This window comes from Thalassotalea sp. ND16A, assembly GCF_000764205.1.
In the GTDB taxonomy this organism is placed as follows: Bacteria; Pseudomonadota; Gammaproteobacteria; order Enterobacterales; family Alteromonadaceae; genus Thalassotalea_A.
The window spans coordinates 47,237-62,560 of record NZ_JQDZ01000022.1 but is presented as its reverse complement, the minus strand read 5'-3'; the positions used below and the strand labels follow the sequence as shown (position 1 = coordinate 62,560).

The 15,324-nt window shown below is 37.9% G+C and carries 12 protein-coding genes; 2 read left to right on the top strand and 10 right to left on the bottom strand.

Annotated features, from left to right (window positions below):
• Positions 1 to 41 precede the first annotated feature (41 nt).
• Positions 42 to 215: a hypothetical protein gene (locus ND16A_RS21230; RefSeq protein WP_160173481.1), complete on the top strand. Its 174-nt coding sequence runs from the start codon at positions 42 to 44 to the stop codon at positions 213 to 215.
• 889 nt (positions 216 to 1,104) lie between these two features.
• Here ND16A_RS21230 and ND16A_RS14675 read toward each other — a convergent pair.
• The 5 genes from ND16A_RS14675 to ND16A_RS14695 form a co-directional block, all read right to left on the bottom strand.
• Positions 1,105 to 1,287: a hypothetical protein gene (locus ND16A_RS14675; protein WP_033076486.1), complete on the bottom strand. Its 183-nt coding sequence runs from the start codon at positions 1,285 to 1,287 to the stop codon at positions 1,105 to 1,107.
• An 11-nt stretch (positions 1,288 to 1,298) separates the two neighbouring features.
• Positions 1,299 to 1,781: a hypothetical protein gene (locus tag ND16A_RS14680; RefSeq protein WP_033076485.1), complete on the bottom strand. Its 483-nt coding sequence runs from the start codon at positions 1,779 to 1,781 to the stop codon at positions 1,299 to 1,301.
• 18 nt (positions 1,782 to 1,799) lie between these two features.
• A complete protein-coding gene (locus ND16A_RS14685) occupies positions 1,800 to 2,747 on the bottom strand; it encodes a hypothetical protein (RefSeq protein ID WP_033076484.1) in 948 nt (315 codons plus the stop codon).
• A 12-nt stretch (positions 2,748 to 2,759) separates the two neighbouring features.
• Positions 2,760 to 4,244 (bottom strand): CBM96 family carbohydrate-binding protein, encoded by a 1,485-nt coding sequence (locus ND16A_RS14690; protein ID WP_033076483.1) that lies wholly within the window; start codon positions 4,242 to 4,244, stop codon positions 2,760 to 2,762.
• Between the two features lie 243 nt (positions 4,245 to 4,487).
• Entirely contained in the window at positions 4,488 to 4,802 is a 315-nt protein-coding gene (locus ND16A_RS14695; protein ID WP_033076482.1) for a hypothetical protein, read from the bottom strand.
• Positions 4,803 to 5,206: 404 nt separating this feature from the next.
• Here ND16A_RS14695 and ND16A_RS14700 point away from each other — a divergent pair, with 404 nt between their 5' ends.
• On the top strand, positions 5,207 to 5,848 hold the full coding sequence (locus tag ND16A_RS14700) for a hypothetical protein (protein ID WP_033076481.1): 642 nt from the start codon (positions 5,207 to 5,209) through the stop codon (positions 5,846 to 5,848).
• Positions 5,849 to 6,021: 173 nt separating this feature from the next.
• Here ND16A_RS14700 and ND16A_RS14705 read toward each other — a convergent pair whose 3' ends face one another.
• The 5 genes from ND16A_RS14705 to ND16A_RS14720 form a co-directional block, all read right to left on the bottom strand.
• Positions 6,022 to 9,477: a TonB-dependent receptor gene (locus ND16A_RS14705; protein WP_033076480.1), complete on the bottom strand. Its 3,456-nt coding sequence runs from the start codon at positions 9,475 to 9,477 to the stop codon at positions 6,022 to 6,024.
• A 139-nt stretch (positions 9,478 to 9,616) separates the two neighbouring features.
• Positions 9,617 to 10,714, bottom strand: coding sequence for a FecR family protein (locus tag ND16A_RS14710; protein ID WP_033076479.1), 1,098 nt, complete (start codon positions 10,712 to 10,714; stop codon positions 9,617 to 9,619).
• A complete protein-coding gene (locus ND16A_RS0118795) occupies positions 10,711 to 11,316 on the bottom strand; it encodes an RNA polymerase sigma factor (RefSeq protein ID WP_081945469.1) in 606 nt (201 codons plus the stop codon). The genes ND16A_RS14710 and ND16A_RS0118795 overlap by 4 nt, the downstream gene beginning before the upstream one ends.
• A gap of 186 nt (positions 11,317 to 11,502) precedes the next feature.
• Positions 11,503 to 12,846: a sulfatase gene (locus ND16A_RS14715; RefSeq protein WP_052072871.1), complete on the bottom strand. Its 1,344-nt coding sequence runs from the start codon at positions 12,844 to 12,846 to the stop codon at positions 11,503 to 11,505.
• 508 nt (positions 12,847 to 13,354) lie between these two features.
• Positions 13,355 to 15,271 (bottom strand): sulfatase-like hydrolase/transferase, encoded by a 1,917-nt coding sequence (locus ND16A_RS14720; RefSeq protein ID WP_033076478.1) that lies wholly within the window; start codon positions 15,269 to 15,271, stop codon positions 13,355 to 13,357.
• Between the last annotated feature and the right edge of the window lie 53 nt (positions 15,272 to 15,324).

Genomic DNA, 15,324 nt, shown 5'->3' with positions numbered 1-15,324 from the left:
CCTTACACCGCAACTCTTTAATGAGTTAATGGAAAGTAAGTATGAATACAAAACAACTCGAAGCTTTTACAAAGAAAGCCGAAAGAAACATAAAACCTGAATCTGACCTAAATGATTTCAAAACCAAGGTGACTGTTGAAGCCGCGTTAAACGCTGAACTTGACGACCACCTTGGTTATCTAAACATGAAAAAGCCGATAAAGGAACAACCGTAACGGCTATACCAGCAAGCAAGTTCATACTGACGATGATCAGGTTGAACCATATACATCTCTTTAACAAAACAGAAATTTCGAGCCTCAAATAGCAAAAAAACAAACTAGATTAACCTGCATGGACAATAAAATTCTCTAGTAGTATCCCAAAAGCATGACCACCTGGAATATTGTCAAAACCTTAGATGACATGTCTCCTTATTTCTCCTGTAACCAATTCAGCTATGGATGAAGTAACTTAATGGCATCTAGGCCAATCGTGTCAGCTTATCATATCGTATATTTTATATTACATTCGCCTTAAAATTCATGAAAACAACCAGATCATCAATAAAGCCATCTACCTGAAACTTGGTGAGAACTCTTGGTAAGTGGCTGCCTGAGAACGAAGACACTAGGTTCTGGCCGAACTCCATAATCGTGGTGTCAAAGATATTTCATTGCTTGTGCTGAGACTTGAAGGGCTTTCATAATGCCATCGAAAATATTAATATTCAGCTGTATATAGTTCACATGGCACCTAACTCACTTAAGTTTGTGCCTTGACAAACTACAAAGCAGTGACCGCGGACTTAATGAATATTTACCAAGCGATAAACGAAGAACAAACGATAAAGACGCTAGAAAATATCTCTGTTTCTTAACGAAGAAACTGGGGGGATTTGAGTACGATCTTGACGTAGTCTGAAGATCTTCGAGAAGCGATATACACCACGAATGCCATAGGGCCATTGAACTGTAATTAAGTTTAATTATTTATATGTACTTATTAATAAATCAACTTTCCCCCACACTTTAAAGTCAAAAACTCAATGCAATAAAAAAGGGATGGCGCTAACTATCCCTTAAAATTATACTGTGTCACCTAGAAACAAGGACTTTAGTTTGTCTAAATAATGTCGCCGGGGCCAGTATCCGAGTTCATTGCTTTAGAGGTTTTCGGGGCCATTAAAGTAGTCACGGCGACTGGCGTTACTATAGCCAGTTTACCGTATTTCTTGATAAAATTTCGACGAGTTTCCTGCTTTAGTTGTCCTGTTTCGTTCGCACTGCTCAAATGTTTGATCTTCATTTTTTCACCCCTTAATCTTCTAATTTAACTTGTTTGGCTAAATCGGCTTGTAATTTGGCGGATAAATTACTTAATACCTGGCCGTTTTGATACACAGCTTGTACTTTATAGCTGTGCAATGACTCACTTAATCCCTGATGAGTAAAACGGGTCTGGCTGGTAGTAAATAACACCCCACTTTGATTGACGTCCTCACCCTCGTTGTAATAAACATTATATGCGGTAGCTTGTGGGATATAGCCCCAATTCAACTTGATATCGCTACCTTTTTTGGTTATTTTTAAACTCCCAGGAACAGTCATTCCGGGATCAATAACCGCATACTCACCTCGCTCGCTCGCTTCAGTAGTATCGCTAGTGATTGCCGGGGTAACTCCTTCCACAGGACTGACCGTCTCCTGCGGTATTTCTTCGTTTGGTTCTATTTGACTCTCACCATCACATGCTGTCAATAACATCACGGTGAATATCAAAGGTAATTTTGTATTTTTCATAATCATGTCCTGTTATTGCTATGGAGTTTCAACGGTCAAACGGCGACCATCAGTGAAATAATATCCGGCATCCCCCTGGCCCATGAAGTTCAAGGAGCCAGCAAGGATAGTACTAATCCTTTTAGATAAACCATCATTGGTATCTACTAAGCTGGTACTATAAAAACGTAATGCTAATAAATGTGCTCCGTCACCATAAGAAGGGATAGTTAAATCAGCACTAGTAAATTGCAAATGAGAGGTCGTTTCACCTTGATATTGATAATCGGTAAAGCTGTGAGTCGTCAGCAAGGTGCTGGCTAACTCCGTCGAATTGGCAACTTCATCTAGGTTGTTATCTTCCGCTATTGCACAGGCCGAATTGGGAGCGGTCAATAAACCACAATTGTCTATTACTACAGTGCTTTTTAGGTCTTCATAGGCCAGAACTGTCCAACGTATTTTATAGTCACCTGCTGCTAAGGCACCTGTTAGTGGTTCCGTGAAGCCTGTATCAGTACTGGCAAATACTTGCACACTTTCGACTAACGGGCTAATCCGGCGAGCAGCTTCATCGGCCGTTGATTGTTCAAAGTAATTACTTACGAAAATAGGTGATTTTGTGCCAGCACTTGCATCATTTACCTCCAGCAATATACCCTGAAAGTCAGGTTCTAACTGATTGTAGGTAAAGGTTACATAGCATTCGCCGCCAGCTGCGACACTTGTCTGACAAGTACTATCAACATAAGTAATGTTATCTGTAGTATTATCGTCTCTGACTACCGCAACCTGACCAGTTAAGTCTACGGGTGTCGCATAATTATTAACGATTGTCACAGTGGCATTTTTTACAGTGATATTATTCTCGTCTTGCAGAGCAAAATAGACTTGCTCTTGACTGACGTCTAATGTTGCCAATGCTGGGGTTAATAAGGTTGTGTAGCTGAGTGCCATAAACGTAGCAATTTTATTCATTAACTTCATCGAGATTTTCCTTTATTGTGCTGCTTCAATGATAATTTTTCGACCTAAGCCATCGGCAAGCGATAGGTCTTGTCCGCCAGCGGCAATGATTGAGATAAAGCTGTGTTTCATATCTTCATCAACATCAGAGCGGTAATACACTCGAGCCACGAGATTGTTGCTGTAAACTGGCATAGTAATAGTGCCAATAAACTCAGTCGCAGAACTATCTTCGGTGAAATAACTGGTTTCGCCGGTACTTACCGTACCCGATGTTGCTTCAACCCAACCAATGTTGCTGCCAAAGCCAGCAGCACAACTCTCAACGGCAGTGTCAGCACAATCGAAGAATGCGATCACAGCTCGATAGGCATCATGATAGCCATCAACGTCAAATTTGGCATCGTAATCGGTGCCGGGTATAGGCAAAGCCGTAATTGTAGTGTCGGTCCCAGTATCTGTGATTCTAAAATTCTTCAATACTGGTGCAATTCTACGCTCGCCTTGTTCGTCTAATAGCTCTGCACTAATATCCTTGATAAAAATCGGGAGTTTACGAACAACGTTATCAAGGTCTGGGTATTTATACTTTATTCTATAAACATCATGGGTTGGTCTAGTCACAGCAGTAAGTTGCTGGGTCAAAGTAAAGGAACAGGATGCGCCAGTTGTTAACACAGTGTTGTTACTACAGGTGCTAGTGCTTTTATTATATTCTTCATATAGCTTCTCAGAAGGGTCGCCATAATTGTCATTACCTTTATAGGTAAAATCGTATGACCCTTCATTAGTAATGGTGATGATTTGTCTTCTGCTTGCTTTACTACCATTTTCATCACCGTTCACGATAAAATAACTTGGACTAACGCTAAAGCCTTTAGTACCAGCATTGGTAATGTTAATTTTTGGCTGATTACCGGCTAGTTGAGCATCACGGCTGAAAAAATCTACCCTATTGCCGTTGGCGGTAATGGTTAAAGCAAAGCTGTAATCCCCCGCGGAGGTTATTAGTTCGGTAATATCTAAGGTGTACAACACACCTTGATTACTATCTGAAACTTGCGCCAGGGTAGTAACATCGAATGATTTAAGCACCCCTCCTGTATGGCTAACGCTAGGGGAAGTACTATCGTTAACCAAGGTTTCATTCCAGGTGGCATTGGTTGTATCTCTGATTTCGACAGTGGTGTCACCTGCAATTTTTCGAGCTGAAAGTACCAGCTCAACTTTCGTATCGTCACTGGGACTAAAGCCGGTAGGAACCTTAAACTGCACGTAAGTAACTTTAGCCGTAGAACTGCTTACATTTTTGATGAATAAGTATTCACTGGAAGAAAAATCAGTATCTGGGTTACCAGCATCGCTATAGGCATCTTTGTCAAAGCCAATGCTTGCGTTAACAGTAATGGTGGCCGCATCAGCAACTCCAGAAAAAAATACTGCCAATAACAGCGCACACATAGCGGCACTAGATTGCATACGATAATATAATTGTTTTTTTAACTTAAATCCCATCATTGAATCATTCCTCTTAAGTCTTAGGTTTATTATTTATTGCTTTTTAATCGATTGTCGCTTTTTGGTTTTTATTCCAGATCATCAATACTTTTAAAAAGTATTTGAGTAAAAAAACTTTACTATTTTTAAATTCCCCATGATGGATGGCTTTAACTTGAATTAGCCTGGGTGGTTGACTCAAGGCAGCCTTCTACACACTGCCAAGAATCAACACGGTTGGGAAACGTTCAAATATAGAGATGCTTAGTCATTACTGTTTTTTGTCTTAGCTTTAGTGTTTGTTTTTTTTCGTGACTCAAAAAACTCTTGCAAACTTATTTTACCGTCAGCGTTTCTATCCCTGCGCTTAAAGCTATTATTGAGCATTTTGTTTTGCTTTTTATTATCGGTAATATTCTTTCTCACAAAATGCTTGTTCAAATGCACTTTAAACTCAATCAAATTTAAGTAATGGTCCTGATCCACATCGAGCTTGTTGAAATATTCAGCTTTACCAGCCTGACTGGCAAAGCTGGCCATTAATAGAAGGGGGTGACTAATTAATGTTGTTTTTTTCATAGTAACTGCTCACTTATAAAGTTCTGCTTGGCTTCAATTTTTGATGCTTTATTAATTATTGGTTTATCTGGCTCATGTAATTTTTCTAATTAACCGTATCGCTCCTATATAGACAGTTTGAGATCAAAAAACCGTAATTTTTTATCTTTATTCAAGAAATTTAAGATACTTTAGAGTGCTAAACTAGGAATTAACTTGGGGTAATGTCTGTTGAGTAAGGTTTATTGACGTGATATTGGCACTCATTAATGGACGATGGAAAATGGATTTAACTTTAGCTCATTACAATTGAAAAATTTTGTTAGCCGCTGGCTAATTTTCTGTGCCTCACCTTCTTCCCCAATACAACCCAATCAAATCATCTACGACAAAAAAAACAACATCAGACGAAGTATTTTCCGCAGATGCTTAAAATTGCCAGCGCATACGCACAAGCAGGATCGCTATACGACGATGGCAGTACCGCTGATGATATGGCGAATTATCACAGTGAACTGACTTTAATAACAGAAAAGCTGGAAGCCAAAGGCATCAAGGTTATACTGTTTGCTAGGATTTGGTTGTCGAATAAAACTGATGATTACGTCATTTCGTTGCTTGATACCTATTTAAGTACCCTTGATATCACCGAACGCAATTGTATTGGTGGTATTGCATTAACAGAAATCCACTTATCTGATATTGTCGACTTTAAAACACGAGCACAAAGTATTCCTACTAAATTTGCAACTGCCTATCCCAATTGGTTGAAGCCGCGAATGTTTTTACTACCGGGCTTAGACAATGGTTTTCATTTTTCCGGTATTGAAGAGAGTGATGCCATCCACAGTGAGATGAGTGAGTTGGTTGGCGAATCTGCCTTTGTGATTAAAACCATGAAATTAAAAGCATCGCAGGATACGGTGGTCAGCATATCAGAGGAACATTTATGTATCAGGGTGACGGTGGCGATAATTTGGTTGGCGATCCAACTGTTCCAAATGCACTGGAGCGAACAATTGCTAAATCCGTGTTCTGGTATGATAAAGCACATAGGCTCATTCTGACAGTGATGGTATTGGCAATAATACCGATATCAATGATGACGTCAATAGACCAACTGGAAATGGTGGTTCAATTAGCAGGTTAATGCTGGTATTAAGCCTTACAACTATAAGGTGGAGAATATTTAAAAAATACAAACACTTCATTAAGCAAAATTGAGACGTTGGATTCTGATTTAGAATTGCATAGCCAGTCCCAACGAATAAATAATATCGCTATAACCACTTTCTGTAGTAATAGATGGATGGTAAATATAGCTTTGAGAAGTACTTCTTAAAATATTCTGAACATTAAACCTTACAGTAAAGTTTTCGTGAACCTTATAACCCATTGCAAAATCGAGCCTTTCCTCAGCATCATGATACTCATTATTTCCTTTGTAAAACTCATCCCGGTAATTGTATGATAAACGTAAATTTAATTGCTTTTGATCATAAATAATTGATGTGTTTACTGTATTTTTCGATAAATTTATTATCGGTTTAAACGTTTCAACATCTTGAATTTTAGCTCCTTGGGTTCCTGGCTCAACAACTTCTTGCAATTCATTCATATATACCGCTTCAGGACGGTCCCCTTCGGAGTAGGTATAGTTAACCTGAACACCTAAACCATCAAATGGTTTAGGTAAAAAATCGAAAAAATGTGTGTATGCTAACTCTATACCTTGACGGGTACTCTTACCGCCATTTTTAAACTGTGTTACACGCCAAAGTTCAGTACCAGGGTCCACAGCTTCAGGCAATTCTTCGCCGAGTGCTGGTAAGGCAAAAATTTGCCGCTCTTGCGTTAAGTCCACTTTCACATCTCGAAAAAATAAGGTGGCAGAAATGAGGTTCCCTTCTCCCCAATACTTTTCCAAACTTAAATCGTAATTAATAGCCGTATATGGATCTAATTTAATATTTCCTATTGTCGTGCCACTTCCCTCCTTAACGCCAGGACATATGGCTCCCGGAGAATAATCGTTAGCAATAGCGTCAATTAATGCTTGCTGTTGTGCTTGTACATCATCACTCCCATTTGGATCAGGAAATGGTAAACCTAATAAACCGAAGGGATCTTTAGGGTTATATACTTTACAGTCAGCAAATGGATTGAACGGGCCTGTTGGTTTTAATTGTTCAAACGTGGGCCGCACCATCACTTTTGCACTTGCAAAGCGAAGCAACATAGAATCATCTAACATGAGTACAATATTTAAACTGGGTAACAAATTAAAATAACTGTGTCTGGTCTTTAATGGCTGCCCACTTAGATGAGTTTTCGCGGTTATGTTGGTCGAAACAGCACGCAAACCAACATTTCCTCTATATTCAAAAGAGCCAAATACCACTCCTTCGAAATTAGTCTTAAGGTAAATAGCATTGGTTAACTCTTCTATGGTGTAATTTTCAACCGGCGATTTAAGGTAACCGGCATTAGCAACATCAGAGCCTTCATCATTAAAGCCAAAAATTTCACGCCACTTTTCTCGATCAGTAAAATATAAATCCATATTCGTGGTCAAAAAATCACCCGGTGAGTTGGCATTTGCTCTATTAAAGAATCCTTGTGATATATTAAATGCTTCAGGGTAAGCAGTGATAAGATCTACGGCAGAAATGGCTGGATTTGTACATGCACGATGCTCATTTTCAATATAAGAATCATGGTTTGGGCCATCTTTACCCCACTTATTATTTCTGACACACCTAAAACGAAATCGCTCAGTCCGTTTCATTAAATTTTGGTTGCCTCGAAAACCAAACTCTAACGAAAATATATCACCAAATTCGACATCATATTCAATATCGATTTTAAATGAGGTATTTGAAGGACGTTGTTTCCAACCTTCGTCCTGAACATTACTTAGGCGTAAATACCTAGGGTCTGTAAGATCATGTCCTTGCCAATCAATACTTACTAAATCTGACCCTCTCAAATCTAAGCTAGCGTTCTCACCAGAAGATAAAATAGCATGGGAGGGATCGGCAATCCGTAATGTTTCATTTTTTTGTGTATAAGGGTCTCCTGCCCAACTCTGCATACTGCTAACCATGTAATGTTTTTCATTTTTAGAGTTAGAGTAAGATATTTCTGCTAATATCGAGGCATTATCAAAAGACCAACGCCCTTGCAAAGCGATATTAAATAATTCTGTGATTAGGCTTTCCCCTTGGCTCCCTTGCCCACTAACGTAAGCAGCACTATTAATATCAGCATATTGAAGCGGTTGTACCGTCTGAACTATTTTATTATTTTCATCTGTTATATCAACCGAATTGGCAAGGCTGAGGTTTTCATAGGCATTAAACAAATAACCATTTTCTTTATTATCGAATAATTTAACATCCATAAAATTTCTAGATTGTTGTAGCTTAATGTTGAGTGTTTCACGTTGCTGTTGGTTTTCTTTCTTAAAATAGCCAATGTCTAGAAGGTATTCGCTGGTATCATTGGGTGCCCATTGTAATGTTGTCCAAATTGATTTTTGTTTTCTTTGTTCGATAAATTGTAAGGCTGTCAGCTTATTTGGTGCATAAATTTTTTGTGCAGGAACTGTATGCTCATTTTTATCAAACTTAGCACAATTTTTCTCAACAACAGCTTCGCCGTTTTTAATACGGTAGGGTTTACCATCAGGCTGGGTCAAAGCATAAGAAGTACAGTAATTTGACCAATCTTTCAGTCTGAGAATATCTCCTGATAATATATTATCGTTAAGCGTTCCCTGAACGAGTATGCCAAACTTACCAAGTGTTGCTAAATTCCAGCTACGTGCCAAATTAATATTTGCATTGCCATACGTTTGTTCAATATTATCTCCATACTTCCCAGTAACATTGACAACGTTAAGTGGCTTAATGTAATCAAAAGGGCGCGCCGTATTTAGGTTAACCGTCGCCCCCAACGAACCTTCAACCATATCCGCTGTTGGTGATTTGATCACTTCCAGTTCAGAAATGAGTTGACTCGGTAAATCACTGAGATTAAAACTACGCTCTTCATTTTCACCTGTTACTGCAGTGCGGCCATTTATTTCAACCCTATTTTGTGACATGCCTCGTACTTGAAACTTATCTGCCTGGCCTAATTCGTCTCTTTCTATCTGTACGCCGGCAATGCGCTGTAGTGAATCTAATACGTTAGCATCAGGAAACTTACCCACATCAAGAGCATTAATTTGATCGACAATATAATTAGCATTTTTTTTACTATGAATAGACTTGTTTACACTGCTCCGTAAGCCAGAATGAATGGAAATGACCTCTATTTCCTCATCATTATCTTTAGCAAGATTGTCACTTTCTTTAGCAACAGCTTGCGTTACTAATTTTTTATCAAACACTCTGTTTGCTTGAATCTGCATAACGCCTTGGCTAGAGTAATGGCCTTTAAGTTGAGTGTTTTTTAATAAAATTGTCAATGCATCCGGCATATTATAAAAACCAATAATTGCGGGGGATTGAAGATTTTTGGTTAATCGAAAAGGAAAAATAATTGGGGTATTTGTCTGCTCTGACAGTAAGTTTAATGCATCGGTTAGGCTACTTGCGGGAATATCTAGTTGATACTTTGAGTAATTTGCATTGGCACTATTTGTTGGTGCGGATAATAATAGTAAAAAGATCAAAAAAACTGCTTTCATATACAACTACAACTCGAAAAGTTTACATCTAGAGGCTCGTTTTGTATCCATACTTAATTAGTATACTAACAAAAAACCAAACAAGCCCCTATAAAGTTACCGAAACAACACATTTCTACTTATGTACACTTTTCTATACTTATTTTTCCATAGATATTTCATATGTATGGTAGCCAACTCGAGTTACTTTTATAGGAAAACTATCTTCAAAAGTTTTTAATATATTGTCTATTTCAACAATCGAGAATCTACCGCCAATTTCAATCGCCTTGACTTCATCGTCCATCAGTTTTATTTCTATCGAACTAAATCTCGATATTTCAGCAATAACATGTTCGAGTGGCTCACCTGAAAACAGTAAAAAACCTTTTCGCCAAGATGTCAACTTATTGATACCTTCACTTGTCAGAGTACTCGCTTGACTAATTTTTGCTTTATTGTCGAGTAAATTATTGTCCTTACTTAATACTACATGTTTACCCGCATCTAATAATCCAACTACACTCAAGGAACTATCCAGAGCATCGCCAAACTTTTCTGTTCCAGCTTTTAGCATGGGTAATGCTAACGCAACGGTTCCTTCGGTTACCAACACATCCAAGGTGTTTTTCACTAAATTTACCGTAAATGCGGTACCAACAGCCTGCACTTTACCCTGTTCACTATAGACACTAAATGGTTTTTGTGGATCATGAGCAACATCGAAGTGAGCTTCTCCTCGTAACAGCACAACTCTTCGTTCATTTTTCAGAAATTCAACTTTCAATTCACTATTGGTATTGAGTAAAACTACGGTGCCATCGGATAGCACATTTCTAGCTTGCTGACCAATATTGGTGGTAAACAGGCCATTGCCTTTGGCATAAGAGGGGCTAACATTTTTATTTTCAATAAAGTAAGCACTATTCAATAATAAAACCATAATTACACTTGCCACAGCACCGATTAACACTGGCTTTGAAAGCATAGCGAAAAACGCTCTGAACGCACTTACCATTGAAAAACGTGGTGTCTCCTTAGCTGGAGACATGAAAACATCAGCAAGAGAGCTATCATTGTAAAAAGCATTCATTGAAATGATAGCATCCCGGTGTGCATGGCTTCGAGACATCCATTCCTCCAAGTCATTCAATACTTGTTTTGAAGGTGGTGTATCGCCATCTAATTTTACGATCCATTCGACACTTTCTTCTTTAATCTTTTGATTACCAGGAAGTTCTGTTTTTTTATTTATCATTTGCTATCTCCATATATCTTATGGTGAGTGCCATTAAAACTATTGGAATCTTCATTCTTACTTTCTGAGATATTATTTTTTCGGGAAATATAAGCTTCGCAATTCAAAATACTAGAGCGAAGATGTTTCTCAACACTACTCAATGAAATACCCAAATGGTTGGAAATTTCTTTATGTTTCATACCATGTACCTTACGAAGAAGATATACCTTTTTACAGATTTCAGGCAGTGTTTCGATAGCCTCACAATGGATTTGCATCGATTGTTCTGCTTCTAACTCTAACTCCGCGCTCGCGCTTAACTCTTGTTGTGCAATTGACATCGCAGCATCTTCAATATATTCCGTAGTTTTCCGAGATTTTCGTCTAATCTCATTAATCGCTAGATTTTTGGCTATGGTGATTAAAAATGCTCTTGGTTGACGTATTTCATCGAGTTTATCTGCATTAACGGCTTTTATATAAACCTCTTGTACTACATCTTCGATATCATGCTCACAATACAAATACTTTTTTAATAATCTTTTAAGAAAAAGGTTATTTTCAATAAAAGCAAGCAACATACTGGCTTTGCCATGTTCCTTTTTATTACTATCAGTCATAACTATTTCATTTCCTAATCAGACCATATTATAAGCTCAACTCCGAGCGATTCAAAATGTTAAAAATGCTCTTATATATATAGACAAATGAAAATTAAAAAACCGTATTTTTAATTAAAATAAAAAAGGTGACTATGCTGACCGTAACTTGCATCCATTACTTTTAAACCTTTCAGACAAATTTTATTACTGTGAATATGAAGGGTTTATTGTCATCATTTGTGCGCCTACACTGTTTCGCCAGTTTTTCAACATATTTAACATTTCTTGCGTTAATTCAGGCTTTAACAATGCCAGATTTTTAGTTTCACCAATATCATTTTTTAGATCGTAGAGCTCAATAGCATCATTTTCAAAAAATTGAATAAGTTTATAGTCTCCTTTGCGTATAACACTACCAGGCTTGCCTTTGTGATAATGAGGATAATGCCAATATACTGCAGAACGAACGATTGCTTCATTGTTGGTAAGGTGAGGTAATAGACTCACCCCGTCTACGATTTCAGGTATGTTTTCAGACTGCGCTAACTGTGCAAATGTAGGGTAAAAATCCACCGAAGAGGTAATTGCGTCAGATACTTTACCTTGAGGAACTTTACCCGGCCAGCGCACGATCATGGGAACCCGGATCCCTCCTTCATAAAGTGTACCTTTACCTTCGCGTAGTGGTGAATTGTTGGTTTTATTTTCTAATCCACCGTTGTCAGAAAAAAAGATTACCAAAGTATTTTCATCAAGGTTTTTTTTCTTCAAAAAACTCATTATTTTTCCAATACTTTGATCTAGGGGCTCAATCATAGAGGCATAGCCAGCATAAGGCGCATCATTTGTACCTTTGAATGCATCATCATAGTACTCCTTAACTTCAGGATTGAACCGTATTGGTGTATGGACTGAAAAATGTGATAAGGCTACAAACCATGGTTTTTGACCGGTTTTACCGATAAACTCCATAGCTTCATTTGTCAATTTAAAAACCCCTTTAGGGTCTTCAGGTCTTTTCTCCCTATTGAGGTTCCAGTCTTGTATGCCAGCGTCAAAGCCGTGAAATTTCTGCGCATTATTTATTTTATGACCAATGCTTGCCTGATTTTTTGGCGCACCACGTAAATGCCATTTACCAAACCAAGCTGTTTTGTAGCCCGCTTCCTGAAGCATTTCTCCAATGGTCACATCATGCGTGTCTATGTTTTTAGTCCAATTGGGAACTAGGAGTTTTTCCCCTTTTGCTTTGTGACCAGGGATCCAGTCAGTTATGTGAGTGCGTGCAGGATATTGCCCGGTCAAGATACTCGCCCGAGAAGGGGAGCAGACGTTTGATGCAGCGTATGCCTGAGTAAAGCGTAGTCCTTCAGTCGCTAACTGGTCGATGTGTGGTGTTTGATATACTTTACTGCCATATACACCAACATCTTTCCATCCCATATCATCTATTAAGATCAATAGAATGTTTGGAGGTACAGCATTAGTTGTAGCATTAGCCATGTGAGCTAATAAACCAACGAAGACAATTATCAATTTTTTTAACATTTAATTTTAATACCTTATAGAAAAGAAACGTTTTATTCGAAACCAAGTGTTCACAGTTTTTACTATTTATTTTTACTATTGTGATTTATATTGGACAATTTCTAATAGCAAAACCGTAAAAATATACTTAGTATCGAAAATTTCAAATAGAAGGAAGAGGCTCATGCATTCTCCACCTCCCATCAACTTGTTTTTCTATGAACCGAATGTGTAAGCCACTCAGTAATTAACATTTTCAATGGAATAGAGTCCGAGTACTTTAAACCACCGATTAATGCTCCGTTCCATCCAGATTAACACTTTCTTAAGCGACATTTGATTCTTCATATTTCTCTGGGCTTAAATACCAAAGATATGACATAACAATATCTGTGAAATTAACCGCAAATAATAACTTGTGGACGCCATTGACTAGATATTAGTTGATAACCTGATAAGTTATTAAGGGCTGTGAAAATGGGTTAATGTCAAAACTAGCCCATATATTCCATAATTATTTAACCTGATGTTAATTGTTTTTATGGCTTACAATTGATGATTTTAAATACTTAATTCTCTGTCTAACTAAGCTGTTTTTTCTAGCCACAGCAGATACCTGTAATTCAGAGTTAAGTTCAAGTCCCCTACTGGTTAAATAAGTTACCGTATTCAAAGCGGCTAATACAACGCCAGGCGATTGCTCTGTTGCAATTATTTTAGCTAAGGTAGGCATTGGGTTTATTTGAGTAATTTGCCCTAAAAATTCAGCCGCACGAATGCGTACCATGACACTTTTATCTTGCAATAGCGGTGTAATAACCTCGGTTAAGCCCTTAGCTTGCTCGCCAAACATATTGGCATTGATAAGTGCCCAGTATCGATGCCATTCATTATTTGAGCTCAAGTGTTGTTTGAGTTCATCTGCAACTAGCTTGTATGGCTTTACGGCTAAATCAGCAATATCAACTAAAGCAGCGATATCATCTTGGTGATTTTTTGCAAAACCGATTAGATCGCTATTAGCCTTTTTAATCAATTCACTTTCAGGATAGAAAGACAGGTCAGGCATAGTTTTAGCCTGCTGGTTCAGGTATCTTCTAAGCTGTGTCATTTTTTGTTGGTATTTGGGCTGATCCGCCAAGTTATTCACTTCATGGGGATCGGCTTCAATATCAAAAAGTTGTTCAGCTGGCCGAGGTTGGAAAAATTGACTTTGAATATCGTTAAGCTTTCCTTCATTATTAAGTTTTCGCCATTGTTTATAAGCTAGTTGACCATATCTATAATTATTATGTAATCCATCCGGGTAATATCCTTGGTAGTTACGGATATATTTGTATTGTCCCTTGCGAACACTACGCACCATATCGAATTTTTCATCAAATCTGTCAGCATAGCCAAAGGTGATGTCACGGTTATTTACTTCTTTGCCATTCACCCCTATTCCTAAAAATGCTTTGCCGTCGATATATTCAGGGTGGTCAAGACCAGCCAATTTTAATAAGGTTGGCGCAAAATCTACAAAACTGACGAAGCCTTTTACTTCTTTACCTAGTTCAAAATCAACAAGATGTCTGAAATTTTTTGGTACATAAACAACTAAAGGCACATGCAAACCACTTTCGTAAAGATACCCCTTACTTCGTGGTAATACCCCACCATGGTCCCCAAAATAAAAAATAAAGGTGTCATCCATCAAGTTATCTTGTTTGAGTTTATTAATAGTTTCACCAACTATTCTATCAATCTCTAGCTGTTTATCTAAATAGTAGGCATGGCTATAGCGAAATACTGCTGTGTCAGGAAAATATGGAAATAATTTTACGCTGTTAGCTTGATGTTTTAATTTTTTTGAATCAATACTCTGTTCACTAAAGTGCATTCTTGATTCATGTGATGCACTATGAGACTCCATATGAAAGAAGGGGGAACTTTTATCGGGGCGGTTACGCCAACTGGCTTTTTTACTTGAGTCATGCCATATGCTCTGAGGCGCTTTGAAATTATAATCTTTCTTATAATTGTTGCTGCTATAATATCCGGCCTCATTAAGCAAGACTTGAAATAGTGGCCAGTCCTTAGGTAGCTTTGTTTTTTTCAAACCTCGATGATAATGAGTGGCTATACGGGGCCCATAAACACCTGTTGCTAGAGTGCTTCTGGCACTTGAACATACAGCAGCGTTTGAAAAAGCATGAGTAAACTTAAGACCTTTTTTGGCTAATTCCGCTATGTGCGGGGTTGTCGCGCCACCATCAAAGAATAAGTTTTGATAATGGATAGAATTATCTTCAGACACAATCCAAACAAAGTTGGGCTTATCACTTGAATCACCTTTAACGTTTTCGGCTAGATCTTCTTTAGAAAAAGCAGAAAAAGCAATACTACCAAGTAGCCATGGTAGACAGATAATGAATCGTCTATGATTGAAAGTATTTATAAACATAAATTTCTCTTCGCTAGATGGCATTAACTATTGATAGACATTCCGTTAGATAA

Bases quoted from the DNA above. Each gene is read 5' to 3' on its own strand.
- ND16A_RS21230 (WP_160173481.1), top strand. From the start codon at position 42: ATGAATACAAAACAACTCGAAGCTTTTACAAAGAAAGCCGAAAGAAAC.
- ND16A_RS14710 (WP_033076479.1), bottom strand. From the start codon at position 10,714: ATGATAAATAAAAAAACAGAACTTCCTGGTAATCAAAAGATTAAAGAA.
- ND16A_RS14700 (WP_033076481.1), top strand. From the start codon at position 5,207: ATGCTTAAAATTGCCAGCGCATACGCACAAGCAGGATCGCTATACGAC.
- ND16A_RS14690 (WP_033076483.1), bottom strand. From the start codon at position 4,244: ATGATGGGATTTAAGTTAAAAAAACAATTATATTATCGTATGCAATCT.
- ND16A_RS14705 (WP_033076480.1), bottom strand. From the start codon at position 9,477: ATGAAAGCAGTTTTTTTGATCTTTTTACTATTATTATCCGCACCAACA.
- ND16A_RS14680 (WP_033076485.1), bottom strand. From the start codon at position 1,781: ATGAAAAATACAAAATTACCTTTGATATTCACCGTGATGTTATTGACA.
- ND16A_RS14695 (WP_033076482.1), bottom strand. From the start codon at position 4,802: ATGAAAAAAACAACATTAATTAGTCACCCCCTTCTATTAATGGCCAGC.
- ND16A_RS14685 (WP_033076484.1), bottom strand. From the start codon at position 2,747: ATGAAGTTAATGAATAAAATTGCTACGTTTATGGCACTCAGCTACACA.
- ND16A_RS14715 (WP_052072871.1), bottom strand. From the start codon at position 12,846: ATGTTAAAAAAATTGATAATTGTCTTCGTTGGTTTATTAGCTCACATG.
- ND16A_RS0118795 (WP_081945469.1), bottom strand. From the start codon at position 11,316: ATGACTGATAGTAATAAAAAGGAACATGGCAAAGCCAGTATGTTGCTT.
- ND16A_RS14720 (WP_033076478.1), bottom strand. From the start codon at position 15,271: ATGTTTATAAATACTTTCAATCATAGACGATTCATTATCTGTCTACCA.
- ND16A_RS14675 (WP_033076486.1), bottom strand. From the start codon at position 1,287: ATGAAGATCAAACATTTGAGCAGTGCGAACGAAACAGGACAACTAAAG.